The following is a 25,789-nucleotide window of genomic DNA, read 5'->3' as shown; positions in this document are numbered from 1 at the left end:
AATCTTCGCTTCGACAACATATGAGGGGGATGGCAATGTCGACACAGTTCAGCACCAACGAAGAGGCATTTCTGCGGATCGGCAAGGACCTCTGGTGGGCGGTTCTCATACGCGGAATAGTGGCGATCGTCTTCGGCATCGTTGCCCTGGCCTGGCCGGATGTCACGGTGTGGGCTCTGGTCGTCGTTTTCGGTGCCTACGCGATCGTCGACGGGCTGTCGGCGATCGTTCGGGCCGCTCGGTCGAGGAGGGTCGAATCGGGCTGGGTGTGGTGGATGCTCGGCGGATTCGTCTCGCTCGCCGCCGGAATTGTCGCGTTGGTGTGGCCGAACATAACTGCACTCGCTGTTGTCTTCGTCATAGGAATCTGGGCGATTTTGGGGGGAATTCTGGAGATCGCAGGATCTCTGCGACTACGGCGACTCGACGGTGCAACGCATTGGGTAGGGCTCATGATCGCGGGTGTTCTCGAACTCCTCTTCGGCCTGATTCTGGTGTTCTTCCCTGGTAGCGGCATCCTGGGCATCGTCTGGCTGGTCGGTGTGTTCGCGTTGCTCTTCGGCGTCGCATTCGTCGTTTCGGCATTTCAGTTGCGATCGATGGCAAAGAAGGCCGGAATGATCTGAATCGTCCGATTTCGATTCGCACAATGTCGGCCGGGTATGTGTTAATGGATTTTGATCCACACGCTCGGGGAAGACTAAGGATGGACCGAACAGTTATGGCATTCGCATCTAGGACATCGCGCCGATTCGCCGTCCGCCTGTCTCTGGCGACCGTGACGGCTGCAGTGGGTATGAGTGCGCTGATCGCGCCGGCTCAGGCCGCTCCACTCTGGCCCGGCGGTCCCGAGGCGCCCACTCTCCCCGCATTCCCGGGCTCGTCGGACCCAGCCGCGCCGGTGCCTCAGCCGCAGATCCCGCGCCTGGCACCTGCGAACTTCTCCGATCCGTCCATCAGCCCGTCCGGCGGTGAGGTAGTCGGGGTCGCACAGCCGATTGCAATCCGTTTCAACGAGGCGATCGGCGATCGAGGTGCGGCTGAACGTGCAATTCGCATCACGACCTCGCCTGCTGTCGACGGCCACTTCTACTGGATCAACGACAGCCAGGTCAGGTGGCTGCCGAACGAGTTCTATCCGGCACATACTCAGGTCACCGTCGAAGCAGCGGGTTCGCGCACCGACTTCTCTACCGGAGATTCCGTCATCACTACCGCGGACGACGCGACCCACACCATGACGATCACGCGCAACGGTGAGGTCGTCAGGACGATGTTGACATCGATGGGCAAGGCCGGGCACGAGACGCCCAACGGCACCTACCTCGTCGGCGAGAAGTTCCGCGATATGTACATGGATTCGTCCACCTACGGCGTACCGGTCGATTCGCCCGAGGGATACCGCACCTATGTCGAGTACGCGACGCGCATCTCCTACAGTGGCATCTTCGTCCACGCCGCTCCGTGGTCGGTCGACTCGCAGGGCTACGAGGATGTCAGCCACGGCTGCCTGAACGTCAGCACCGAGGATGGGAAATGGTTCTTCGAGAACTCGCAGAAGGGCGATCCCGTCGTCGTCGTCAACAGTGGCGGTGGCACTTTGAGCGGCTCCGACGGCTTGGGTGACTGGAACCGCTAGTTCTTTCGCTTCGACGTTCTCGGTAGTTCGGGAGTAGTTCACCTTTCGTTCGCTGCGGGTGAGCACAGTCCCCCCGGTGAGTACAACGACCGAACGAGTGCTGCCCGCGGCAGGCCGGAGATCATTCTTCGGTCGGCCGTGGAGCGACTACGCACTGTTCCTGATCCTGTTGGGGCCCAATCTCGTTCTGCTGGTCGTGTTCACCTATCGACCGTTGATCGAGAACTTCCAATTCTCTTTCTACGACTGGAACCTTTCGTCGCCGACGTCGAAGTTCATCGGCTTGGAGAATTATCGCGAATGGTTTTCCCGTGACGACACCTGGACCATCGTCGGTAACACCGTGGTGTTCACGATTGCGGCAGTGGTCGGCAGCCTGGTGCTCGGTCTGGCACTGGCGATGCTGCTCGATCGAGCGCTCCGCGGTCGCAACTTCGTTCGGTCCGCGATCTTCGCACCTTTCGTCATTTCGGGTGCTGCGATCGGAATTGCCTTCCAGTTCGTGTTCGATCCGAACTTCGGTCTCGTGCAGGATCTTTTGCACCGAGTGGGCCTGACCTCCCCGGACTTCTATCAGGACCCGCACTGGGCGTTGTTCATGGTGACGGTGACATATCTGTGGAAGAACCTCGGTTACGCCTTCGTCATCTACCTCGCTGCGCTGCAGGGCGTCCGCAAGGAACTCATGGAAGCGGCAGAGATCGACCGCGCCGGTCGGTGGACCACTTTCCGTAAAGTTCTTCTCCCACAACTGCGTCCGACGACCTTCTTTCTTTCGATAACAGTCTTGCTCAATTCGTTGCAGGTCTTCGACATCATCAACGTGATGACGCGCGGCGGGCCGCTCGGAAACGGTACGACGACGATGGTGTTCCAGGTTTACGAAGAGACGTTCCGCAACTTCCGTGCCGGATACGGCGCAACGGTGGCAACGATCATGTTCGTCGTCCTGTTGATCATGACCCTCCTGCAGGTCCGAATCATGGATCGAGACGATCAGCGATGACACTCACCGCGCCGCGCATCGGGACCGAGACGAGGTCGCCCGTCCTGGCCCCCGACGCGCAACGGAACCGACACCTGTCCACTGTCTTCGGATACCTCGCAATGGTGTTGGTGCTCATCATGATCGGGTTACCCCTGTTCTGGATTCTCATCACCTCCTTCAAGGAGCGGGGCGAGATCTATGTCCAACCGGTGACGTGGTGGCCGGGCGTATTTCGTCCGCAAAACTACGCCGAGGCGGTGACCGAAGTGCCGTTCTTCACCTATCTGAAGAACTCACTGATCATCACGGTCGCGACGTCGTCGATCAAGTTCGTTCTCGGTGTCCTGAGCGCGTACGGACTGGTGTTCCTCAGATTTCCGGGCAAGAACTTCGTGTTTCTGGTCATCATCGCTGCACTGATGGTGCCGAATCAGATCACGGTCATCTCGAACTATTCGCTGATCTCCGATCTGGGATGGCGCAACTCTTTTCAAGGCATCATTCTGCCGCTGGCAGGCGTGGCTTTCGGAACGTTCCTGATGCGCAATCACTTTCTGTCGCTTCCAGTCGAGATCATCGAAGCGGCACGAATGGACGGAGCAGGACCGATCAGGCTGCTGCTGCGTGTGGTTCTGCCATTGTCCGGGCCGACGATGGTCGCCTTCGCCATCATCACGATCGTCACCGAGTGGAACGAATACCTCTGGCCCTTCCTGATGTCCGACGACTCCTCCGTTGCGCCGCTGCCGGTCGGATTGACCCTGCTGCAGAACAGTGAGGGTTACACCAACTGGGGCGCGGTCATGGCTGCCACGATCCTCACCATCGCACCCATTCTCATCGTCTTCCTAGCCCTCCAGCGCCACATGATCAAAGGCCTCACCTCCGGTGCGGTCAAAGGCTGATTCATCCTCATCGACAGGAGCACAACAAGATGGCGAACCTCGATCGACGCGGTTTCCTCACTCTCGCTGGAACATTGGCAGCAGGTGCGGCGCTCGCAGCATGCAGCAGCCCGGGTACGAGCTCGTCGGGTGACGCAGCAACCGGGGACGCGAACACGATCGACTTCTGGTCGAATCATCCTGGAAAGTCGCAGGACTTCGAGAAGGAACTCATCTCGCGTTTCCAGGCCGAGAACCCGGGCCTGACCGTCAACCTGATCGACGGCGGCAAGAACTACGAGGAGGTGTCGCAAAAGTTCAACGCGGCACTGTCCGGCAACGATGTACCCGACGTCGTCGTACTGTCCGATGTCTGGTGGTTCAACTACGCGCTCACCGGTGCGATCGAACCGCTCGACAAACATTTCTCTGCAGCAGGGGTCGACTCCACTGATTACGTGGATTCGCTTCTCGGCGATTACAACTGGAACGGCAACCACTGGGCGCTACCGTACGCGCGGTCGACCCCACTGTTCTACTACAACAAGGCAGTCTGGTCACAGGCAGGATTGCCGGATCGCGGACCCACGACGTGGGCTGAATTCGACGAATGGGGCCCACGTATCGCGGCCGTCGTCGGCAACGGCAAGCTGGCCCACGGCTGGGGCAACGCGGTGGACTACCTCGGTTGGACGTACGAGGGGCCGATCTGGACGTTCGGCGGCAGCTACTCCGAGGGCTTCGATCTGAAGTTCGGTGACGAGAAGACTATTGCTGCAGGACAATTCCTCAAGGATTCGATTCACACCAAGAAGTACGCCGGGGTGTCCAACGACATCGCCAACGACTTCGGTGCAGGCATCATCGCCTCTACCATCGCCTCGACCGGTGACCTGTCGAGTATCGACCAGAACGCAACCTTCGAGTTCGGCACGGCCTTCCTGCCGTCGTCGGATGGAAAGCCGGGATGCCCGACGGGTGGAGCCGGACTGGCCATCCCGTCGAAAATCTCCGAAGAACGTAAGGTCAATGCGCTCAAGTTCATCGACTTCGTGACCAACGGCGCCAACACGGCCTACTTCTCACAGAACACCGGTTACATGCCGGTTCGAAAGTCTGCCCAGCAGGATCCGAGTGAGATCGCGTTCCTCGAAGCCAATCCGAATGCGAAGACGGCCGTCGACCAGCTTGCGTTCACTCGCAGCCAGGACTATGCCCGCGTCTTCGTCCCCGGTGGTGACAAGATCATCGGTACGGGTCTCGAGCAGATCGCGCTGCAGAACGCTGATGTGGCAACCACATTCGCGAGTGTCGCCGATCAGCTTCAACAGATCATCGACCGCCAGATCACCCCGAATCTTCCCGCGTAATGGCAGCGGTCCAGTACGCCGGCGTCTCGCACCGGTACCCGGGTGCTGAGTCGCTGGCAGTCGACAGTCTCGATCTCGATATCGCCGACGGCGAATTCATCGTGCTGGTCGGGCCGTCGGGATGCGGTAAGTCGACTTCGCTGCGGATGCTCGCCGGGCTCGAATCGGTGGAGAGCGGCCGAATCGACATCGGTGGGATCGACGTCACCGGGCTCGCACCACGGGCCAGGGACGTCGCCATGGTGTTTCAGAACTATGCGCTGTACCCCAACATGACCGTCGCCGACAATATGGGTTTTGCGCTACGGAACGCGGGAATGAGCAAGGCGGATACCGCGGTGCGCGTCCATGAGGCTGCGAAGATGCTCGAGCTCGAAGCGTTGCTCGACCGTAAGCCGGGCAAGTTGTCCGGTGGTCAACGCCAGCGAGTTGCCATGGGGCGGGCAATCGTTCGTAAGCCCACGGTGTTCTGTATGGACGAACCGCTGTCCAACCTCGACGCGAAGCTTCGCGTCAGTACCAGGGCGCAAATCGCTGGGCTGCAGAAGCGGTTGGGTACGACGACGGTCTACGTCACTCACGATCAGGTCGAGGCCATGACGATGGGTGATCGAGTTGCGGTCCTGCTCGACGGAAAGCTCCAACAGATCGCTCCACCGAGGGAGTTGTACGACAATCCGGTGAATACCTTCGTCGCAGGGTTCATCGGTTCTCCTGGAATGAATCTCGTCGATGCTCCTGTTCTCGAGGGTGCTGCGATGATCGGCGATCTGCGCATTCCGGCTCCCCGTGGTGCCGGGGATCGAGTGGTGCTGGGAGTTCGGCCGGAATCGTGGCGGCTCGTCGGGGAGCACGTAGACGCAGTGACGTCGACCGTAGAACTGATCGAGGAACTGGGCGCCGAATCGTACCTGTACGCGGCACCCGAACCCGGCGCGACCTGGAGCACCCAGTCCGGCCGGTTCGCTGTTCGGGTCGATCGGAAGCTGGACGTCCGTCTCGGCCAGACGGTGCGGCTCGTCCCGAGCCTCGACGAGGTGTTCTTCTTCTCCGCTACTACCGGCTCGCGCTTGTAGCCGCAGGTTGCCCGAGGTCTACGGGCAGGGATGCCCAGCCGTGCAGGACTCGGGTTTCTCGCCGGACTCCCTCACCTGCCGAACGCAGGTGGGGGAATCTGTCGAAGAGCGTCTTCAGGCCGACTTCGGACTCGGCCTTCGCCAACGATGCACCCAGACAATAGTGACGCCCACCCGAGAACGAAAGATGCTTGTTCGCGTTGGCGCGGGTGACGTCGAACCGATACGGGTCGTCGAAGACGTCCGGATCGCGATTGGCCCCTGCCAGTACGAGGACCACCAGCCCGCCCTTGGGTACTTCGATGCCCTCGACGACGACGTCGTGACGGGCCAGACGACCCGTGAGCTGGACCGGTGATTCCAGGCGCAACATCTCGTCGACGGCGTTGGGCCAGTGCGAGGGGTCGCGGGTCAGTACCTCGAGCTGGTCGGGGTGGTCGAGCAGAAGTCGGATTCCGCTGCCGAGCAGATTGACCGTCGTCTCGAATCCTGCTGCCAGTACCAGCCCGGCGGTCGAGCGGAGCTCTTCGTCGTTCAGACCGACGCCGTCCTCGGTGGCCGCAATGAGCTGGCTCATCAAATCGGCGCCTGGGTTTTTCCGAAGTTCGGCGAGATGATCTCCCAGCCAGGCATCGAAACCTTCGAGCCCTTTCTCGACCTGGTTGAACTGTTTCCACGACAAGCCGATGTCCAGACTCGGTGCAGCCATCTCACCGAACTCGAGGACACGCGCCCGCTCGCTGTCCGGCACGCCGAGAATGTTGCTGATCACGGAGACCGGAAGCTGAGCGCAGTACTTGTCGACGATGTCTACTTCGACGCCGCCTGCCGTGAGGTCGTCGAGTAGACGGTCCGCAGTCTCCTGCACCATCTCTCGCATCTTGGCCACCGCGCGCGGAGTGAAGACCGAAGAGACCAGCTTGCGATAGCGCGTGTGCTCCGGAGGCTCGACGGAGAGAAGTGAAGGCGGCTTGAGTGGGTGCAGTGCACTCGAGCGCGTGTGCTTCTCGATGAAGCGAAGCGTCCTGGGGAGGTTGGCCCCGAGTTCGCTGACGCGGAAGTCGTCGGAGCGTAGGAGGTCGAACACGACGCGATGGCTGACCGAGATAGTCGAAATCCGGGTCTTCACAAGCGGCCCCGACGCGCGAATGCGCTCGAACACCTCTCGCGGATTCTCCCGTGTCGCGGGATCCGCCACGAGCATGGCCTGAGGGTCGCCGGCCTGCGCTGCCTTCTTGGCGCCGTAGCGCACGACCCCATGTGCGGCGAGCCACCTGATTCGAGCTTTCATTTTACTTGCTCCCCTCCTACGCGACGCGTCTTACCAGATCTTGACGCGCTCTTCCGGGTCCAAGTACAGCGCATCTCCAGGCTGTACATCGAAGGCTTCGTGAAAACTGTCGAGATTGCGCACGACGCCGTTGCAGCGAAATTCCGGCGGTGAGTGCGGGTCGACCGCGAGTCGGCGAAGTGCTTCCTCGTCGCGTGCCTTGGTCCGCCACACCTGCGACCAGCCGAAGAAGACCCGCTGTAGGCCGGTCAGGCCGTCTAGTTCGGGCGCTTGGTCGCCACCGAGCGCGATCTTGTAGGCGGCTATGGCGATGGACAACCCGCCGAGATCGCCGATGTTCTCACCGATGGTGAACTCACCGTTGACGTGATGACCGGGCAGCGCCTTGGGCTCGAACTGGTTGTACTGCTCGATCAATGCGGCAGTGCGCTTGCCGAATTCGGTGCGATCGTTGTCGGTCCACCAGTCGACCATGTTGCCGTCGCCGTCGTACTTCGCGCCTTGGTCGTCGAATCCGTGGCCGATTTCATGGCCGATTACGGCACCGATGCCGCCGTAGTTGGCCGCGTCGTCTGCCGCTGCATCGAAGAACGGTGGCTGCAGAATCGCTGCAGGAAAGACGATTTCGTTCATTCCGGGGTTGTAGTACGCGTTGACCGTCTGCGGGGTCATGAACCATTCGTCGCGGTCCACCGGCCCACCGAGTTTGTCGAGCTCGCGCTGATACTCCGCGACATGTCCGCGGCGGTAGTTTCCGACGAGGTCAGCTGCATCGATGGAAACGGCCGAGTAGTCCCGCCAACGATCGGGGTAGCCGATTTTCGGGGTGAACTTCTCGAGCTTCTCGAGTGCTTTCGCCCGAGTCTGCGGACTCATCCATTCGAGATCGGAGATGTTGCGGCGGTACGCTTCCTGCAGATTCTTCACGAGAACCTGCATGCGTTCTTTGGCGTCGGCCGGAAAATGCCGGTCGACGTACAGCTTCCCGACGGATTCACCGAGCAGATCCTGCACGAGTGACACTCCACGCTTCCACCGCTCGCGGTTCTCCTCGGTACCGCTGAGAGTCTTTCCGTAAAAGGCGAAGTTCTCCTCGACCAGAGCCGCGGAAAGGAGGTTCGCTCGACCGTGGATGATGCGCCACGTCAGCCATGCCTTCCAGTCTTCGATGTCTGCGGTGACCCACAGTGCGGCGAAGGTGGACACGAACGGCGGTTGGCGAACGACGATCTCAGCGAACTGCTCGGTGGTACCACCGAGTCCGGAAATCCATGCGGTCCAATCGAATCCGGAATCATTCCGAACGAGGGTATCGAAGTCGACGAGGTTGTAGCTCTTCTCGGCATCACGACGCGCGACGACGTCCCAGTGTCCTGCAGCGAGTTTCTTCTCGAGATCGAAGACGCGCTGGGCGTCGTAGTCGACCCCGGCGAGAGCGAACATCTTCGAGATGTGCGCCACGTAGGCGCTGCGGATCTCGGCGTAGTTGTCCTCGCGGTAGTACGACTCGTCCGGCAGGCCGATTCCCGACTGCGAGAAGTGCACGAGGTAGCGCGAGGAATCCTTGGCGTCGGTGTCGACGTAGTGGCCGACGGCCCCGCCGATGCCGGTGCGTTGCAGACCGCCGAGCACGCCGGCCAGCGTCACGAGGTCGGTCGCGTCGGCGACGGCGGCGAGTTCGTCGGAGATCGGGGTGAGTCCAACTTCTTCGACGGCATCGGCATCGAGGAAGCTCGAGTAGAGGTCACCGATCTTCTGTGCGTCGGTGCCCACGGGTGAATTCGAGGCCGCGGACTCCTGGATGATCGCCCGCACGTCTTCTTCGGCCTTGTCGTAAAGAGTTCTGAATGCGCCGTCGACCGCACGATCGGCCGGGATTACGTAGTTTTCGAGCCACTTGCCGTTGACGTGCACGAACAGGTCGTCTTGCGCGCGCGTGTCAGGGTCTGCGTAGCTGAGGTCGATTCCGGAATTAACAACAGCAGTCATGTAAACCATCTTTACACTCTTGCGAGGAATCGGCCGATACCCGAGAGCCGAAGCCGAACCGGGATCGCTAAAGCCCGTCGAGACCAGCGGAAATGGGTACGATATCGAAACTACCGCGAAGTCTGATCGCGGACGAACCTGGTTCCATCAAGGTCCCGGGGGAAACGGGGTGGGTAACGGCGTGGAAGGCACTGCACCGTGACATTTCTGCGCAGATGGTGGGCTCAGCCCTGCAACTACATGCGGATGAGGAAGTATTTCGAGGCGCGAGGTGCCTTGAGTGCATACCGCATCGGAATCGGTTTCAATTGCATCTTCTTCGGGCTCGCTGGACTCACCGCGTTTCTGACAGCGGTGCCGCCGAGTTCGATGGTGAGCAGGACTGTCCTGGTGTCCGCTGTCATCTCGTCGTTCGTGGTCGGTGCCCTGTGGGTGCGTGGTCCGTGGCCCAGTGAGCGGATCAGCACACTCTTCGTCATCTACGCCGATATCGGCACCACCATGGCACTGTTGTCCTACGGGTCGATACAGATGTCGTTTCCGATATGTGTGCTTCTCGCAGCAACCGGGTTGTACGTCCAGGTCTTTCACAGTCCGAAGCTGCTCATGGCGCACCTGCTCTGGTCTGCGGTAACCGTGGCAGGAATGTTCTTACTCATTCTGGCGTCACCGAATCTCGATCACGGTCTCGCATGGTCGCACCTGATCATGCTGCTGCCCGTCATGTTCACCACGCCCGTATTTCTCCAGTCGATACTGCTCAACCTGCGGGTCGACGCAGATGATGCAATGCTCGACCCGCTAACCGGCCTGCACAACAGACGAGGGCTGGACGAGGCGATACCGCGCTTCCTCCGAGGTGGAAGGGAGGTGTCGGTCTTGGTCATCGATGTCGACCGATTCAAGTCGATCAACGATCGCTTCGGACATGAAGGCGGAGACCTGGCGCTCACCTTGATTGCGCGCAGACTCCGCGTCGACGAAGTGCTCGTCGCGAGGACCGGTGGTGAGGAGTTCGCGGTAGTGACAACGGTGTCCGCCGAACAAGCGATCTCGGTCGCCGAATGGATGCGCACTCGCTTGCACTCGCTGCAGGACATCTGCCCACTGACAGTCAGCGTCGGCGTCGCACATTCTGCTTCCGTCGACGGCGACGGAGTGTGCACCGTGACGGATCTGCTTCGACAAGCAGATGGGGCAATGTACGAGGCCAAGCGCCGCGGCGGCAACCAGGTCGTCGTCGCTGATCCGGTCGCTGCGTATCCACCGCTACGCGTCGGCCGCACGGGTGACTAGACGCCCAGGTTGACCGCGCCGATGTATCCATCGCTGCTCTTCGTCGTGGTGACGAGACCACTTTCGTCGTCGATCGAATCGCTCGAATTCTGCCAGCCGGCATGGTCCGAGTACGGCGTGCCCGCGTAGATAGGTGCCGTCGTCGGTGGTAGCGGACTCGGAGTCGACGACGCTGTACCAGCCGTCCGACGTCGCACCCGCACCTCCCATCCCGCCCCCTGGTGGAGTTCCGCCCATGCCGCCACCCTCCGGGGGTCGCTCCGTACCGCCTCCCGGGGGTGCTCCGATGCCACCGATGCCACCTATGCCAGCTGCCGTCGAGCCGGATTCGAAGCCGGAATAGATGCCGCCGCCATCGCAGTGCCAGATTTCAACGACGGCGTTCGCAGCGCCGGCCGCCACGCAATTGTCGAGATCCTGCACCCGGAGCGCCAGTTCGAAAGCTGTTCCTGGACGGTCCTCACGAATGTCGCTACGGATGGGGTCGACGTCGAACCAGCACGGTCCTTGGGTTTCCTCGCTGGGAATCGGCTGCCAGTGATCAGTTGGGTTCGTTGGGGATGGTCACGTCGAACCTGTCCTCGATGTTCTGTTGCCACTTGTCTGCGCATTGCTGCTGCTCACGCTGGTTGTTTCCGGCATCACTGATGCAGTCGGCGAAGTCTTTGCCTCCGCTGCTGTTGAACAGTCCGATACCGACGACGAGCAGGATGATCGACAGCGCAACCGCGACCAGACCCAGAATTATCGCGACGAGGGAGATAGCCCCGTTGGTTGCGGTGCCCTTTTTGGATTTCGAACGACCGATGAAACCGAGAACCATAGCCAGCAATCCGAAGATGATGCCGCCCAGGATCGTCCAGCAGAGCACGATGCCGAGGATCGCGAGCACTACCGCCACGATGCCGGCGGTATTCTGCGGCGGCGACGGCTGTGGGTAGCCGCCTTGCTGTGGGTAGCCGCCCTGTGGTGGGTAATTGCCTGGTGGGTAGCCGCCCTGTGGTGGGTAATTGCCTGGTGGGGGATAGCCACCCGGGGGCGGATCGTGGGGTGGGGGTGGGTTCTCGGGTGGCGGCTGGTCTGACACGGCGGAGACCTCCGATGCGTACGAGCGTGAGTGCTGGACTACGCGCCTTGCCTGGCCTGGCATTCGACTATTCGGATGCCGTGACCAACCTGTCATCGACGGTGCTGCTCACCCACCCAGGCGTTTGTGCATCTCCCACACCAGTATCTCGGCAGGTGCACTTGCCTCGATCCGTTGTCCACCAGAGGAACTCAGACGTACGGTGTCACCCTCGTACAATTCACCGACGCCTTCCATCTGGACTGTCCCGGAGACGACGAAAACATGAAGAAACGGCGCCTCGGGGATCGTGATCGGCCGCCCGGGCAGTAACCGTGCTGCGTGCAATGCAGCCGACTTCTGGGATATGCCGATCGCGGACTGTCCGTGATGCTTCTTCATGCCGGATGCCACGGGAATCAGTCCGCCGCGCAGTAATTCGTCGTCGATCTCGAGTTGCTCGTATCCGGGTGTGATGCCAGGGGTGTCCGGCATCACCCACATCTGAACGAATCGCACGGGCTCGTGGTGCTGTTCGCCGGTCAGGCGCCAGGAATCGTTCTTCTCCGAATGCATGATCCCTTTGCCTGCGCTCATGCGTTGTGCGAGGCCGGGATAGATGACTCCGGAGTGGCCGATCGAATCCTGATGTACGAGCGAGCCTTGCACCACCCACGTCACGATTTCCATGTCGCGATGTGGGTGGGTTTCGAATCCTTCTCCGGCAGAGACGGTGTCGTCGTTGTTGACGAGCAGCAATCCGTGATGAGTGTTGTCCGGGTCGTAATGCTGTCCGAATGAGAAGGAATGCTTCGAATTAAGCCATGCCACACGGGTTTTCGCACGATCGCCAGCGCGATGGACGTCGATGTGGGGAATGGGAGCGAAGCTTGCAGGATGTGGAGCGGACATGGGCCCACTCTACGAGTCGAACGATCGATAGTCGCCAGGCTCGGATAACTTTCGCGCGACGAAAGAAAAACGATCCAGTGCAACAGGTGTGTGAGATCAAGGGGATCGAGTAGCCATATTCGGAGATTCGACCGCTCTGCACTCGGCTCAGCTCGCGCATGTCGGCGGATTCATCGTTAGAGTGAGAAAGTAGACCGAGCGAATGCGGAGGCCAGTGAACTCATCTATGACCGATTCGATGCACATCAGCACGGAAGAGTTGGAAACCGCGCTTCGGGCGTGGCTTCCGCAGCAACGCTGGTTCGCAGCGAAGGGCTCTCTGATCGTCTCCCTCATCGTCAGCTCGCGGGTCCCGCTGGGTTCGCGGCCAGGGGTAGAGGCAGAGCACGTCCTGGTCGACGTCGGACTGGATGCACCCGTGGCCGAAGGGGGCCGCGTCCAGCGCTACCAGGTACCGCTGGGCTTTCGACACACTGTGGTCGAGGATTTGGCCCCCTGGCAGTTGCCGGTAGGCGAGGGCGACTTCGTGTACGACGGTCTGCGTGATCCAGAGATCATTGCGCTGTATTCCGACGCCTTGTCGGCCGCCCAGCCGATCGGCTCCCTCCAGTTCCGAAACGTGCCGGGTGAATCGGTCGAGACCGGGATGCTCGGTCGGGTGTTGGGCGCGGAACAGTCGAATACTTCGGTAGTGCTAGGTGAAGTGCTGCTGCTCAAGCTGTTTCGGCAGGTCTCCCCGGGTGTCAACCCGGACATCGAACTTCATCGCGCGTTGGCGGCCACCGGATGCCGATTCGTCGCTCCGCTGCGAGCCTGGGTCGAGACCGAGGCGGATGGTGAACTCTCGATGCTCGGAATGGCGCAGGACTTCGTGGCCGACGCTGCAGAGGGGTGGACCACCGCCTTGGCAAGTGTCCGCGCCCTGCTGGCGAGCGATCGACAGGCAGCAGACTTGGATTCCGATTTCTCCGAAGAGGCATACGACCTGGGTGCGGCAGTTGCCCACGTGCATGCGGATCTGGCGAGGGAATTGGGTACGGCCGAGCGTGTGGGCTCCTCGACGGCCGTCGAGGAGATCCTCGCTCGGGTCGAAGCTGCGGCGGACGTGATACCGGAGCTGGCCGATCATCTTCCAGCTGCTCGTGAGCTCATCGCAGGCGCCGAGGCGGCGGGCACGGTGACCGTGCAGCGTATCCACGGCGACCTGCATCTCGGCCAAGTCCTGCGCACCTCGACCGGTTGGTTGCTCATCGACTTCGAGGGTGAGCCGGCAAAGCCACTGGAGGAACGTAGACAGCGAGACAGTGCGCTTCGCGATGTCGCCGGAATGTTGAGGTCGTTCGACTATGCGGCTCATCATCTGCTGCTGGACGATCCGAACGTGACCGAGGCAACCTATGCCAGGGCCTCGGAGTGGGCGAGAAGAAACTCGGTATCGTTCTGCGACGGGTATGCGTCGGTCACCGGGTCCGACCCGCGCGAAGAATCAGCGTTGCTCAGCGCATACGAGCTGGACAAGGCTGTATACGAGGCAGTGTACGAGGCACGTAATCGGCCCGCCTGGCTGGAACTGCCGATGCGTGCGATCAGGCGCTACGCCCCGGCCCGGGCTGGTTCTTAGCCTCTTTCTTCGCGATAGCTATCGAATCGAGGCCGACAAGTCGGCCTCGATCGTGTGGTCTGCAACTCGGGCGACCTCGACTTCGACCACTCGGTCCGTCGTCTCGACTCGCTTGTCGTGTGAGTCTTCGCCCGCTCCGCACACTATGCACCGGGCGTCCCTTGGGCGTTCCCGTTCGTACTGGTGGCTGTATCTGCCGAAGCTCTGCGCCATCGTGTCGACCCGATTCTGTCCTTGTTCGCGTCGACCACACGACGACTGTGGTCGACAGTGCCGGATTCGGGCATTCGGGTCAAACGGGAGCACGGTTCATCTCTCCCCCCGCACTAACGCGGGGGGAGAGAGGTCCCTTCCATCACATACCTGGGAATGGATTTCGAGGTCGGTCAGCCCGCCTCAGCGCGTGAGCACTCCGAGATCCAACGGCAACTGAATGCCGGTGACGTGTCGCGCTTCGTCCGAGGCGAGCCACGCAACGGCGGCCGCGATGTCCTCCGGTTCGCTGATCGGGTCGGGCAACGAACCCATGAAAATCGGTCCGAGTGAGGCGTACTTCTCGATCAGCGCCATCATGTCGCCGGGTTGCATGCCGGTCGCGACGCCGTGCGGATGAATCGTGTTGACACGGATACCGAACTGTCCGAGCTCGTTGGCCATCGTCCGGCACAGCCCGACGATGCCGTGCTTGCTCGCTGTGTAGTGCGCGAGAAACGGCAGGCCCTTCAGCCCTGCGACCGAGCTGGTCATGACGATCGATCCGCCCGTCCCCTGATCGAGCAAGATCGGAATCGCAGCCTTCGCCGTGAAGAAGGTGCCGGTGAGGTTGACGTCGATCGTCTCTTTCCATTGTTCCGGGGTGATTTCCCACGACATTCCTGCCGCACAGATGCCGGCATTGGCGATGACGACGTCGAGCCTGCCGAGCTGGGCGACCCCGTCGTTCAATGCGGCCGACAAGGCGGCGAAGTCTCGGGTGTCGGCCTGGGTGGCAACGATCCGGCGATCGAGCGCTTCGACCGCAGCGACCGTCTCCTGCAGGTTCTCGGCGGTGGACCCGTCGTAGAACGTCGACTCGAACTCGCCGCAGATGTCGACCGCAATGATGTCGGCGCCCTCCGATGCCAGCCTTATCGCTTCGGCCCTTCCCTGACCGCGGGCAGCACCGGTAATGAACGCAACCTTTCCCTCGAAGCGTCGTGGTTGATGTTCGGTCGATGTGATCATGGCTTCGGACAGTACAACTTCCGGTACTCGGTGCGGGGTGGATTCGACCGACGCCGAGTGAGCCCAGTACGGTAAGGGGCAACACGGGAGGTAGGGCAGTTATGGAAAGTATCGGTGCGTTCATAGGAATCGTCGTTGTCGTTCTGACGATCGTTCTCGTGGTCTTCGGTTGTGTCATGTTGTTCGTGGCATCGATCAAGCCGGACCTGATGAATTTCGATCTCGAACGTCGCTCGCGCATCAAGAAGAAGAGCGATACCGCGTCCTAGCCGGACAGTGCGGGTGACTTGGCTCATAGTTGGGCCTTGAATCTCGCGCGCCCGCTGTTGGAGCGAGAAGGACTGTATTCGGTCCAGGACGCCGAAAACTGGAGACGATGACGTGAGCAGCACGCTGGACACGCGGCCGAGAACTTGTGCCACAGAGATGAAGGCACGTTTCATGGGTGAGTCGGCGCCTGCGCAATTCGTCAGATTCGTCTTCGTGGGTGCGTCGAGCAACGTCGTCTACATCGGACTGTTCCTCGCGTTGACCTCTCTCGGCGCTTTTGTCGCAAATATCGCCGGAATTGCGGCGAGCACAGTTCTGGCCAATGAACTCCATCGGCGGCATACCTTTCATGCGACGCAGCGGGTCGGTTGGTTACAGACTCAGTGGGAGGCGGGTGGACTCGCCCTTGCCGGTTTAGCTCTCGGCACCGCAGCCCTCGCCGTAGTCCATATCGTTTTTCCCGGCTCATCGTGGATCGTGCAGGTCGTCGCCGTCATCGCGGTGAGCGCCGCTACCGGGGCGCTCCGGTTCATCGCACTTCGCGGATGGGTTTTCTGACCGCCTGGTGAGTCCGCCCAGCGTCGATACAACATACAGAGTGCCCATGCAGGGATAGGCTGGCCTCGCTCGATCGAGCGAGGAGGTCGCGATGGGAACATGGTTCACCGAGACGGTCGTGGACAACGGACGTCTCCCCTTGTTCTTTCTCCTGGTGTCGTTCCTGCTGGCATTCCTCTTCATTCGGTTCAGCGTCCGGATGATCAGGGCCGAGGTGTCTTGGTGGCCCGGCAATGTCACACCAGGTGGCATGCATATTCACCATGTGATGTTCGGCCTGGTCATGGTCCTCATCTCAGGGTTCGCACTGGTGGCCATCGCGAACTACCAGACCCCCGTTGCCAACTGCATTCTCGCGAGCGTCTTCGGCATTGGAAGTGCGTTGATGCTCGACGAGTTCGCACTGATCCTGCATCTTCGTGACGTTTACTGGGCGGAAGAAGGTCGGTCCTCGATCGACGCGGTCTTCGTGGCCGTCGCGATCTCCGGTCTCTATCTTCTCGGCGTTCACCCCATCGGATTCACCGGAGACTTCGACGTCTATCAGCAGGATCGATCGCTGATCACGCTTGCCCTGATCCTCTTCGGGTTGGCACTTCAGCTTGGGCTCGCGGCAATCACCCTGCTCAAGGGCAAGCTGTGGACGGGATTGGTCGGCCTGTTCTTCACCCCGCTCCTCATCGTCGGTGCCATCCGGCTCGGTCGACCGTTGTCACCGTGGGATCGATGGCGATACGCCGACAAGCCAGGAAAACGAGCGAAGGCGTTCACCCGCGAGAAGCGGTTCCGTGAACCGGTCATTCGGGCGAAGATCGTCGTTCAGGAGGCGCTGTCAGGACGCTTCGGTATACCGATCGAGACGGCCGCGCCGACTGCTGCGGCGACGGTGACGGATCAGCCAGTGCGGGTGACCAATGTTCCCAATCGACTCCTGACAGCAATACGGTGGAATCACACTCGGCGCCGCTTGCGGAGGACACCGACTTGGCGGCTACCGATGACGTTGGTGTCGTTGTCGATCGTGTTGGCGGCCCTTCTCGTGGACCTGGACGGCGAAGTCGGTGACACCGATTCTGCGGCCGGCATCGAATCGACATTCGATATCGGAGCCACAGCCACGTTGCTCGCCGTCATCGCCGGCGGCATGATCACGCTCACCGGCCTGGTGTTCACTGCCATCACCCTGGCCATGCAGTTCGGTGCCTCGCAGATTTCGGTACGTGTGGTGCCGATGCTGCAACAGGAAGCCATCATGCGATGGTCGATCGGGATGTTCCTGTCCACGTTCGTCGTCGCAGTCGTCATCGCCTCGGATCTGGCGTTGTCCGGCGAGTCGACGGCACCCGTTCTGTCGACGTCCATTGCCATACTGTTGGCATTCGTGAGTGCGTTTCTTTTCATCGCGCTGGTGGCGCGCGTGGGGATGGTGCTCAATTCCTCGCGGTTGCTGCGCTGGATCGCGGCACAGAGCCGCTCGTCCATTGTGCGAACCTATCCGGGATTCACGGAAAAGATGGAGCAAGGGCGGAGGGAAGTCGTCTCCGCTGCTCCGGTTCTGACGACACCGCCCCTCACAGCGTGGAGAGATCCGTACAAGTTCGAGCCGCTGGGTAGCTCGACCACGGTTCGACTCCGGCAACTCTCTCCTGACGGTCGAATTCTGTTGGCAGTCAATCTCGCCGGTATCGAGCGACTTGCCGCGGTATGGGGAGTCACTATCGAGGTGCTGCCCTATGTCGGCGAGTTCGTCGCGCAGGACGCTGCGCTGTTCGAGGTGAACGGTCCGCAATTGCGGGTGCGCCCACACCAGTTGATGGCGTGCCTGATATTCGGTGACACGCATAGTCCGACGGTCAGTCCGGCTGCCGGGCTGCAGGCAATCGTCGACATCGCACTCAAAGCGCTCTCACCCGCGATCAACGACCCAGGCAGGGCCGTGCAGGCAATCGACCATCTCGAAGACCTGCTCTTGACGTTGGCGCCGAGAGTTCGACTGGAAGCGTCGGACTCGGTGTCGACACGGATACGTGGAACAACCCGAACCTGGGCCGATTACGTGGCTATCTCGACCGACGAGATCCGGCACTTCAGCACCAACTCCACTCAAGTGCAGCGTCGACTCCGCTCGTTGTTGAACACCCTGCTCGGTTACTGCCCAGTCGAGCAACATGCCCCCCTGGTGGCACGTGTGCACGCCCTGGATACTCAGATCGCGCGCGAATGGACCGGTGAACTCGATATCGCGCTGGCATCCGTCGCCGATCCTCAGGGGCTCGGTTCCGAAAATGGTTCGGCAGGACGAACACATCCGCTGGTTCTGGGTGTGCCGACCGCTGAAACGGACAAATCCTCAGCGGGAGAAAAGCCTGGAAACTAGGTTATGCAAAACTTGCATTCGTGATGACGGCGCTGTTTCGTGCAAGACCGAGGGTCTCGACCGAGGAAATCGCGCCGAATCGGCAGTCCGAAAGTGTGTCCAGCAAAAGGAGAGTCCCTCGAATGAGTAGCCGCTTCCGTCAACGCCCCCCGGAACCGTTGACGTTCCCACTGGAAGCCGGACTTGCGCGATGACGAATGTCGATGCACCGCAGTGGTTCTCGGATGCGGTGGCGGTCAAGCCGGTCGAAAGCGACATCGAGGTGCTCGGCGCCTCGATCCATGTCCGCTCGTGGGGTGAGGAAGATCTTCCCGGCGTCGTTCTCGTCCACGGCGGTGCTGCGCACTCGGGATGGTGGGATCACGTCGCACCATTTCTTGCGCGCGGCCATCGCGTCGTTGCGCTCGATCTTTCCGGCCACGGCGACTCGGCATGGCGTGAAGATTACAAAGTCGAGTACTGGTCTGCCGAAGTTCTCGCGGTGGCGGAAGCGTCGAACTTCATCCACCCCCCGGTGTTGATCGGGCACAGTATGGGCGGTTGGGTCTGCATGGACGCCGCGAAGGGCGACGCCAGAATTGCGGGCGTCGCCGTCATCGACACCCCGCTCAGATCTCCCTCGCCCGAGCAGACCGCAGCGCGCGACAAACGAGCGTTCGGACCACTGAAGGTCTATGCCGCTTTGGACGAAGCCTTGGCGCGCTTCCGCACCGTTCCCGACCAAGCCGACTCGTTGCCGTACGTGATGGACCACGTTGCCCGCGGGTCGGTGCGAGAGGTCGACGGAGGATGGTCGTGGAAGTTCGATCCGAGCATGTTCGGCAGCGCCCGCCCGTCACCGGAGCTGCTTCGATCGGTTCGTTGCCGGGCTGCGTTGTTCCGCGCCGAACGCGGCATGGTCACCCAGGACATAGCGTCGGACATGTACGAAATGTTCGGCAGATCGGCGCCGGTGATCGAGATTCCGCTGGCCGGACATCACGTCATGCTGGATCAGCCGTTGCCGTTGGTGTCGGGCCTGCTCACCTTGCTTGCAGATTGGGACCACTCCAGGGCTCAGGTGGCCGGCGCCCAGCACATGTGAGGGCGCCCAAGTGTGATGAGCGGGGGTTGCCACATCTAACAGAGTCTCGCGTGAACGTCCTCGCCGGTGGGAAACCGACCTACCCTCACATAGGTAGTTTTCACTAGAGGAGGCAATGTGATGGCGAGGGATCTGACACAGCTGGAGCTGCTACACGAGCTGGTTCCTGTTGCGGAAGACAACGTGAACCGCCACATGTCGATGGCGAAGGAGTGGCACCCGCACGATTACGTGCCGTGGGACGAAGGCCGCAACTTCGCTGCACTCGGTGGGGTGGATTACGACCCGGAGCAAAGCGACCTCTCCGAGGTAGCGCGAGCAGCGATGATCACCAACCTGCTCACCGAGGACAATCTGCCCTCGTACCACCGCGAGATCGCCGAAAACTTTTCGCAGGACGGCGCCTGGGGCACCTGGGTGGGACGGTGGACCGCCGAGGAGAACCGGCACGGCATCGTCATGCGCGACTACCTGGTGGTCACCCGCGGTGTCGATCCGGTCGCGCTCGAGCAGGCCCGGATGATTCACATGACCAACGGTTTCGCCTCACCGGCGGGCGCACAGACCGGACTGTTGCATTCGGTCTCGTATGTCACCTTCCAGGAACTCGCCACGCGCGTCTCGCATCGCAACACCGGCAAGGTGTGCGACGACCCGATCGCCGACCGGATGCTCCAGCGCATCGCGGCGGATGAGAACCTGCACATGATGTTCTACCGCAACGTCACCGCTGCAGCCCTCGACATCGCGCCGGATCAGACGTTGGAAGCGATCTCGCATATCGTGATGAACTTCCAGATGCCCGGTGCCGGGATGCCGAACTTCCGCCGCAACGGTGTGTTGATGGCCAAGCACGGTATCTACGATCTGCGTCAGCACCTCGAGGACGTGGTGTGGCCGGTCCTGCGGAAGTGGCAGATCTTCGAACGTGAGGACTTCACCGGCGTCGGGGAGGCCAAGCGTGAAGAATTGGCCGTGTTCCTCGAAGACCTCGAGCGTCAGGCCACCAAGTTCGAAGAAATGCGTGATCGTTCCCTCGCACGCGAAGCCGCCAAAGCGGAGCGGAAGGCGTCCTAGATCTCCCCGTCGAGACCTAGGGGCGGATGGCGCCGACGGCAGCCGCCATAATGAACAGTGACCGAATTCTGGGACCGCATCAGCGCGGTCAGTCCAACTCCGCCGGCCTGGATCGTGCAGATCGCAGCGCTCGTAGCCGTGCTCATCGTCCTTGTTCCGCAGACATGGCGCATTGCCCGCAACGTGGTGACGATCTTCCACGAATTCGCTCATCTACTCGTGGCTTTTCTGACCGGCCGCAGGTTGATGGGTGTTCGATTGCATTCCGATACCTCGGGCGTAGCCATTTCTTCAGGCAAACCGACCGGCCTCGGGGTGATCGCGATGACGTTCGCTGGTTATGTCGGGCCGTCGCTGATCGGGCTCGGTGCTGCCTGGATTCTCGGCACGCAGCACGCGATTGCCGTGTTGTGGATCGGTGTCATCGCAATTGCACTGATGCTCATCATGGTTCGCAACGTGTTCGGGTTCATCTCGCTCGTAGTGTTCGGGGCACTGCTGTTCACGGTGTCGTGGTGGGGGACCGGTGAACAGCAAGTAGCCGCGGCGTACTTCATCACACTGTTCCTGCTCGTCGCAGGCCCTCGGCCGGTACTCGAACTTCAACGCTCACGTAGCCGAGGACGAGCGCGGGACTCCGACGCCGATCAACTGGCCCGACTGACATTTCTGCCCGGAATAGTCTGGGTCGGACTGTTTTTCGTCGTGACGGTCGGATGCCTCGTACTCGGCGGGTGGTGGATCCTGCGCCCTGTGTAGGTCGCAGACGTGTCGCTCAATCGTGATGCGGTGAGCGATTCCCTGTTTCGCGGTCGATGTCCAAGACGACATCCGGGGAGTCGGGGTGATACAGGATGGGACCAGTTTCTCCCTTTCGCAGAGCGCCCGCACGCAGGGAAAGAAAGCCTCCACCGATCAGCACGATCGTCGCCGCCCCGGCGATCCAGGCCCACCCGCTGAAGCCGCCGCCCAACGCGGTGAGGAGCAAACCTGCAGCCACGACACCGGCCATCATCATGATGACTCCGATTCGGTTCTCAGCAGTCTTGATCCAGCGCGGTCCGTGGTCCTTCTTGTCTTCGGCCATGACTTCCGTCCTTTCAGCAGTCCGTGACGGCTCCTAAAAGCGTCGGACTTGTGTTGCGGTATACCCGCTCGGTAGAGGTTCACACGCGGGACGTATCCCGAGTTTCGCGGCGGGATTTTCAGAGCTTCCGCTATTTGGCTAGGTAAGCTGAATCAATGGATCGACCCGCAGTAATTCTCGCTAACGACGACGCTGTCTACGACTTCTACCTCGAGCATCAGCAGAACCGGCAGGTGGCCAGGATCGCGTACGCCACGCTGGCCCGACGGTTCAAGCCGCGGGTCAGCTACCCTGCTGGCGCGCGTGAAGAAATTCGTAGGCTCGTCTACGACGACACGCGGTTCATCATTGCCGTCAACCATCTGACCGAGAGCGACCCGTACACCCTCGCTGCCGCCGCGTGGGCCAGTCCTCTGCGACCCGGGATCGGGCGCACTCGTGTTCTCGCGAAGGACGAGCTCTTTCAGGAATCGAAGCAGCGCAAGCGAATCGACATGATGGGTGGCATCCCGGTGTTCCGTGGAAAGAACCACGGGCTTCGCGCAGTCAGCGCAGCAGGCAGTCGGATGATGGACGTCAGTGCCGAGCGAATGCGACGCGGCGACGACCTTGCCGTGTTCCCCGAAGGCACCTGCAACCTCGAAGACGCCACCCAGGTTCAACACGTCGGCAGCGGAATCGGCCACATCGCGGCACGGGCCCGCAAGCTCGGCGTCGCGCCGGTCCTGATCTGCATCGGCCTCAGTTACGGACCCGGCTCGTCGAAGCTCAAATCTGCGAGCATCTACATCGACGAGCCGATAACCGAACTGCCGGACAAGCCGATCGAGATCGCGCGCGTCGTCGCTGCCGGATTGCAGAAAGCCGTCGACGGAGCGGTCGCAGCGTACTGAGCAGTAGCTCGATGGCAACAGAACAGTACAAAGATCCCGACCATAGGAGATGCACGTGAGCGATCAGATCAAGACAGCCGTCGTAACGGGAAGTGCTCGCGGAATCGGCGCTGCAGTAGCCAAGCGCCTGGCCAAGGACGGATTTGGGGTCGCAGTCGTCGACCTCGACGAGGATTCCTGTGCGGACACCGTCGGTGCCATCCAAGCCGCCGGCGGTCAGGCCGTCGCAATCGGTGCCAACGTGGCAGACGAAGAGTCTGTGAAGACGGCCGTCGACCGGATCGCCAACGAATTCGGTGCGCCGACCGTGCTCATCAACAATGCCGGTATCACCCGGGACAATCTTTTGTTCAAGATGACCGTCGAAGATTGGGACTCCGTACTCGGGGTTCACCTACGCGGATCCTTCCTGATGACCCGCGCGATCCAGAAGCACATGATCGACGCCAAATGGGGTCGCATCGTCAACCTGTCGAGCACCTCCGCACTCGGCAACCGTGGCCAGGCCAACTACTCGGCGGCCAAGGCAGGCATGCAGGGCTTCACCAAGACACTGGCCATCGAGCTCGGCAAATTCGGCGTCACCGCCAACGCCATCGCCCCCGGGTTCATCGAAACCGAAATGACCGCCGCGACAGCCGCACGCGTCGGCGTCCCATTCGAGGACTTCAAAGCCGCTGCAGCATCACAGATTCCGGTCAATCGCGTCGGAAATCCGGACGATATCGCGCACCTCGCGTCCTTCTTCGTCAGTGAAGGGGCGGGCTTCATCTCCGGCCAGATCGTCTATGCCGCAGGTGGTCCGAAAGACTGAAGTCGGTCGGGGATCTGCCCCCCGGGCACGCGAATGGGCCACCGCAGCCTGCTGCGATGGCCCATTTCTGTCGATATGGGCTTAGTAAGTGTAGAAGCCCTTACCGCTCTTGCGTCCGAGCATTCCGGCGTCCACCATGCGCTGCAACAGTGGCGGCGGCGCATAGTGCGGCTCACGGAACTCCGCGTACAGAGACTCCGCGACGGCGAGCGTCACATCGAGGCCGACGGTGTCTGCCAGACGCAACGGACCCATGGGGTGCGCGCATCCGTTGACCATGCCTTCGTCGATATCCTCGGCCGTGGCGAAACCGGACTCGAGCATTCGAATCGCGGACACCAGGAACGGGATCAAGAGCGCGTTGACGATGAACCCGGCGCGGTCACCGGAGCGAATCGTCTTCTTGCCGAGCGTGTTCGAGGCGAAGTCGGTGACGGTTGCGACCGTCTCCTCGCTGGTGACGAGGCTGACGACGATCTCTACCAGTGGTAGCACCGGCACCGGGTTGAAGAAGTGAACTCCGACGACCTTGTCCGGTCGCTGTGTCGCATTGGCCATCTTGATGACGGGTATCGACGAAGTGTTCGTCGCCAATATCCCGCTCGGCTTCACGATCGAATCCAGTTTCCCGAACAAATCCAGCTTCAGCGACTCGATCTCCGGCGCTGCCTCGACCACGAGATCGCGATCGGCGAAGTCGTCGATGTCGAGTGTCAGTGTGATTGCAGCGCGGGCCTTCTCCGCTGCGTCGGCTTCGATACGGCCGGACTTCACGGCGCGGGCGAACGACTTGTCGAGGCGAGCTTCCGCCGCATCTGCCGCGGCCTGGTTCGTTTCCAGCACGACGACGGAGCTGCCTGCGCGAGCACATACTTCGGCGATGCCGGCGCCCATCGTGCCGCCCCCGATGACGCCTACCAATTCGATGCTGCTCATTTGAGCAGCGCCCGGGACATCACGACGCGCTGAATCTGGTTGGTGCCCTCGTAGATCTGCGTGATCTTGGCGTCACGCATCATCCGCTCGACCGGGAAGTCGGTGGTGTATCCGGCGCCGCCGAAGAGCTGCACAGCGTCGGTAGTCACCTCCATGGCAACATCGGAGGCGAAGCACTTCGCCGCAGCGGAGATGAAACCGAGATTCTTTTCACCGCGCTCGGCCCGAGCCGCGGACGAGTAGACCATCAGACGAGCTGCTTCGACCTTCATCGCCATGTCGGCGAGCATGAACTGCACGGCCTGGAAGCTGCTGATCGACTGACCGAACTGCTTGCGATCCTTGGTGTATGCGATGGCTGCGTCGAGTGCACCCTGCGCCAGACCGACAGCCTGCGCACCGATGGTGGGGCGGGTGTGGTCGAGGGTTTCCAGGGCTGTCTTGAAGCCGGTACCTGGATCACCGATGATGCGATCCCCGGGAATCTTGCAGTTCTCGAAGTACAGCTCAGCCGTCGGCGAGCCCTTGATGCCGAGCTTCTTTTCCTTCGGTCCGACGACGAATCCCTCGTCGTCCTTGTGCACGATGAACGATGAGATACCGTTCGCGCCCTTGTCAGGGTCCGTGACGGCCATGACGGTGTACCAATCGGACCTGCCACCGTTGGTGATCCAACACTTGGAGCCGTTGAGTATCCACCCGTCGCCGTCGGCCTTTGCGCGGGTCTTCATGCCGGCTGCATCCGAACCGGCCTCACGCTCGGACAGTGCATACGACGCCATTGCGCCACCTGCGAGCGAGGGGAGGACCTGCTTCTTGAGCTCCTCGGAGCCCTTGAGAATCAGGCCCATGGTGCCGAGCTTGTTGACCGCGGGGATCAGCGAGGAAGAACCGCAGACGCGGGCAACCTCTTCGATGACGATGCAGGTCGCAATGGAGTCGGCACCCTGGCCGTCGTACGCCTCGGGTACGTGGATTGCATTGAAGCCGGAGTTGTTGAGCGCGGTCAGCGCCTCGTCCGGGAAGCGCGCGTCCTCGTCCACCGCTTTGGCGTACGGAGCGATCTCCTTCTCTGAAAGGGCGCGAATTGCCGCGCGCAGTTCGTCGTGCTCGGCGGGAAGTTGAAACAAATCGAAATCAGGATTACCGGCCATGGGTGCCACACTCCTAGGGCTTGACTTTAGGGCACTCAGTGCCACGGATTTGTCCAGTCTACGCCACCTGTGGGCGACCATCAACCCCCTGATGGCACTCGGTGCCAAACGCGCGCCCGTAACCGCTTCAATGGTCCATTCATACGATCAGATGTCTTGAACAGCACATTCAAGCGCAAGGGG

General features: G+C 61.3%; 25 protein-coding genes. 16 read left to right on the top strand and 9 right to left on the bottom strand.

Annotated features, from left to right (window positions below; genetic code table 11):
- Nucleotides 1-35 precede the first annotated feature (35 nt).
- The 6 genes from QMK32_RS04705 to QMK32_RS04680 all read left to right on the top strand — a co-directional run bounded on the left by QMK32_RS04705 (nucleotide 36) and on the right by QMK32_RS04680 (nucleotide 5,957).
- On the top strand, nucleotides 36-626 hold the full coding sequence (locus QMK32_RS04705) for an HdeD family acid-resistance protein (RefSeq protein ID WP_283473342.1): 591 nt from the start codon (nucleotides 36-38) through the stop codon (nucleotides 624-626).
- Between the two features lie 95 nt (nucleotides 627-721).
- The gene (locus QMK32_RS04700) at nucleotides 722-1,639 is read left to right on the top strand and encodes a L,D-transpeptidase (RefSeq protein ID WP_502943528.1); all 918 of its coding nucleotides are present in this window, start codon (nucleotides 722-724) and stop codon (nucleotides 1,637-1,639) included.
- Between the two features lie 76 nt (nucleotides 1,640-1,715).
- Nucleotides 1,716-2,645 carry a carbohydrate ABC transporter permease gene (locus QMK32_RS04695; protein WP_269301646.1) on the top strand — a complete coding sequence of 310 codons (930 nt, stop codon included), beginning with the start codon at nucleotides 1,716-1,718 and terminating at the stop codon, nucleotides 2,643-2,645.
- Entirely contained in the window at nucleotides 2,642-3,532 is an 891-nt protein-coding gene (locus QMK32_RS04690) for a carbohydrate ABC transporter permease (RefSeq protein ID WP_283473340.1), read from the top strand. Before QMK32_RS04695 ends, QMK32_RS04690 begins: the two co-directional genes overlap by 4 nt.
- A gap of 29 nt (nucleotides 3,533-3,561) precedes the next feature.
- Nucleotides 3,562-4,881, top strand: a complete 1,320-nt coding sequence (locus QMK32_RS04685) for an ABC transporter substrate-binding protein (RefSeq protein WP_283473339.1) — start codon at nucleotides 3,562-3,564, stop codon at nucleotides 4,879-4,881.
- Nucleotides 4,881-5,957 (top strand): ABC transporter ATP-binding protein, encoded by a 1,077-nt coding sequence (locus QMK32_RS04680; protein WP_283473337.1) that lies wholly within the window; start codon nucleotides 4,881-4,883, stop codon nucleotides 5,955-5,957. The genes QMK32_RS04685 and QMK32_RS04680 overlap by 1 nt, the downstream gene beginning before the upstream one ends.
- On the opposite strand, the gene QMK32_RS04675 is transcribed toward QMK32_RS04680, so the two are convergent.
- The gene (locus tag QMK32_RS04675; protein ID WP_283473336.1) at nucleotides 5,938-7,248 is read right to left on the bottom strand and encodes a cytochrome P450; all 1,311 of its coding nucleotides are present in this window, start codon (nucleotides 7,246-7,248) and stop codon (nucleotides 5,938-5,940) included. The genes QMK32_RS04680 and QMK32_RS04675 overlap by 20 nt on opposite strands.
- A gap of 30 nt (nucleotides 7,249-7,278) precedes the next feature.
- The gene (locus QMK32_RS04670; RefSeq protein ID WP_283473334.1) at nucleotides 7,279-9,237 is read right to left on the bottom strand and encodes a M13 family metallopeptidase; all 1,959 of its coding nucleotides are present in this window, start codon (nucleotides 9,235-9,237) and stop codon (nucleotides 7,279-7,281) included.
- Nucleotides 9,238-9,435: 198 nt separating this feature from the next.
- Here QMK32_RS04670 and QMK32_RS04665 point away from each other — a divergent pair, with 198 nt between their 5' ends.
- Nucleotides 9,436-10,533, top strand: coding sequence for a GGDEF domain-containing protein (locus QMK32_RS04665; protein WP_283473332.1), 1,098 nt, complete (start codon nucleotides 9,436-9,438; stop codon nucleotides 10,531-10,533).
- Here the strand turns inward: QMK32_RS04665 and QMK32_RS04660 are convergent.
- From QMK32_RS04660 to QMK32_RS04650, 3 genes are all read right to left on the bottom strand, one after another.
- On the bottom strand, nucleotides 10,507-10,956 hold the full coding sequence (locus tag QMK32_RS04660; RefSeq protein WP_349307546.1) for a hypothetical protein: 450 nt from the start codon (nucleotides 10,954-10,956) through the stop codon (nucleotides 10,507-10,509). The two genes, QMK32_RS04665 and QMK32_RS04660, sit on opposite strands and share 27 nt — an antisense overlap.
- A 118-nt stretch (nucleotides 10,957-11,074) precedes the next feature.
- The gene (locus QMK32_RS04655; RefSeq protein WP_283473330.1) at nucleotides 11,075-11,620 is read right to left on the bottom strand and encodes a DUF4190 domain-containing protein; all 546 of its coding nucleotides are present in this window, start codon (nucleotides 11,618-11,620) and stop codon (nucleotides 11,075-11,077) included.
- Nucleotides 11,621-11,728: 108 nt separating this feature from the next.
- Nucleotides 11,729-12,511, bottom strand: a complete 783-nt coding sequence (locus tag QMK32_RS04650) for a pirin family protein (RefSeq protein ID WP_283473329.1) — start codon at nucleotides 12,509-12,511, stop codon at nucleotides 11,729-11,731.
- A 226-nt stretch (nucleotides 12,512-12,737) separates the two neighbouring features.
- On the opposite strand from QMK32_RS04650, the gene QMK32_RS04645 reads away from it, so the two are divergent.
- Nucleotides 12,738-14,132 carry a maltokinase N-terminal cap-like domain-containing protein gene (locus QMK32_RS04645; RefSeq protein ID WP_283473328.1) on the top strand — a complete coding sequence of 465 codons (1,395 nt, stop codon included), beginning with the start codon at nucleotides 12,738-12,740 and terminating at the stop codon, nucleotides 14,130-14,132.
- Nucleotides 14,133-14,528: 396 nt separating this feature from the next.
- Here the strand turns inward: QMK32_RS04645 and QMK32_RS04640 are convergent, their stop codons facing one another.
- On the bottom strand, nucleotides 14,529-15,356 hold the full coding sequence (locus tag QMK32_RS04640; RefSeq protein ID WP_283473326.1) for a mycofactocin-coupled SDR family oxidoreductase: 828 nt from the start codon (nucleotides 15,354-15,356) through the stop codon (nucleotides 14,529-14,531).
- Between the two features lie 101 nt (nucleotides 15,357-15,457).
- Between QMK32_RS04640 and QMK32_RS04635 the strand changes: the two genes are divergently transcribed.
- From QMK32_RS04635 to QMK32_RS04610, 6 genes are all read left to right on the top strand, one after another.
- Nucleotides 15,458-15,625, top strand: coding sequence for a hypothetical protein (locus tag QMK32_RS04635; RefSeq protein WP_283473324.1), 168 nt, complete (start codon nucleotides 15,458-15,460; stop codon nucleotides 15,623-15,625).
- A gap of 172 nt (nucleotides 15,626-15,797) precedes the next feature.
- The gene (locus QMK32_RS04630) at nucleotides 15,798-16,184 is read left to right on the top strand and encodes a GtrA family protein (protein WP_283473323.1); all 387 of its coding nucleotides are present in this window, start codon (nucleotides 15,798-15,800) and stop codon (nucleotides 16,182-16,184) included.
- A 91-nt stretch (nucleotides 16,185-16,275) separates the two neighbouring features.
- Nucleotides 16,276-18,561 carry a DUF2254 family protein gene (locus QMK32_RS04625; protein ID WP_283473321.1) on the top strand — a complete coding sequence of 762 codons (2,286 nt, stop codon included), beginning with the start codon at nucleotides 16,276-16,278 and terminating at the stop codon, nucleotides 18,559-18,561.
- Between the two features lie 190 nt (nucleotides 18,562-18,751).
- The gene (locus tag QMK32_RS04620) at nucleotides 18,752-19,645 is read left to right on the top strand and encodes an alpha/beta fold hydrolase (protein ID WP_283473320.1); all 894 of its coding nucleotides are present in this window, start codon (nucleotides 18,752-18,754) and stop codon (nucleotides 19,643-19,645) included.
- Nucleotides 19,646-19,765: 120 nt separating this feature from the next.
- Nucleotides 19,766-20,722: an acyl-ACP desaturase gene (locus QMK32_RS04615; RefSeq protein WP_283473319.1), complete on the top strand. Its 957-nt coding sequence runs from the start codon at nucleotides 19,766-19,768 to the stop codon at nucleotides 20,720-20,722.
- 57 nt (nucleotides 20,723-20,779) lie between these two features.
- Nucleotides 20,780-21,481 carry a M50 family metallopeptidase gene (locus QMK32_RS04610; RefSeq protein WP_283473318.1) on the top strand — a complete coding sequence of 234 codons (702 nt, stop codon included), beginning with the start codon at nucleotides 20,780-20,782 and terminating at the stop codon, nucleotides 21,479-21,481.
- Nucleotides 21,482-21,497: 16 nt separating this feature from the next.
- Here QMK32_RS04610 and QMK32_RS04605 read toward each other — a convergent pair whose 3' ends face one another.
- Nucleotides 21,498-21,809, bottom strand: coding sequence for a hypothetical protein (locus tag QMK32_RS04605; protein WP_269301629.1), 312 nt, complete (start codon nucleotides 21,807-21,809; stop codon nucleotides 21,498-21,500).
- A 155-nt stretch (nucleotides 21,810-21,964) separates the two neighbouring features.
- Here QMK32_RS04605 and QMK32_RS04600 point away from each other — a divergent pair, with 155 nt between their 5' ends.
- Nucleotides 21,965-22,702: a lysophospholipid acyltransferase family protein gene (locus QMK32_RS04600; protein ID WP_269301628.1), complete on the top strand. Its 738-nt coding sequence runs from the start codon at nucleotides 21,965-21,967 to the stop codon at nucleotides 22,700-22,702.
- Between the two features lie 55 nt (nucleotides 22,703-22,757).
- Nucleotides 22,758-23,516 (top strand): 3-oxoacyl-ACP reductase FabG, encoded by a 759-nt coding sequence (gene fabG / locus QMK32_RS04595; protein WP_283473317.1) that lies wholly within the window; start codon nucleotides 22,758-22,760, stop codon nucleotides 23,514-23,516.
- An 81-nt stretch (nucleotides 23,517-23,597) separates the two neighbouring features.
- Here fabG and QMK32_RS04590 read toward each other — a convergent pair whose 3' ends face one another.
- The gene (locus QMK32_RS04590; protein ID WP_283473969.1) at nucleotides 23,598-24,443 is read right to left on the bottom strand and encodes a 3-hydroxybutyryl-CoA dehydrogenase; all 846 of its coding nucleotides are present in this window, start codon (nucleotides 24,441-24,443) and stop codon (nucleotides 23,598-23,600) included.
- Nucleotides 24,444-24,448: 5 nt separating this feature from the next.
- Complete coding sequence (locus tag QMK32_RS04585; RefSeq protein ID WP_283473316.1) at nucleotides 24,449-25,615, bottom strand: acyl-CoA dehydrogenase; 1,167 nt, start codon at nucleotides 25,613-25,615, stop codon at nucleotides 24,449-24,451.
- Between the last annotated feature and the right edge of the window lie 174 nt (nucleotides 25,616-25,789).

The organism is Rhodococcus sp. H29-C3, assembly GCF_030063405.1.
In the GTDB taxonomy this organism is placed as follows: domain Bacteria; phylum Actinomycetota; class Actinomycetes; order Mycobacteriales; family Mycobacteriaceae; genus Rhodococcoides.
The sequence above is the reverse complement of the archived record's forward strand: the minus strand, read 5'-3'. Positions and strand labels throughout refer to the sequence as shown.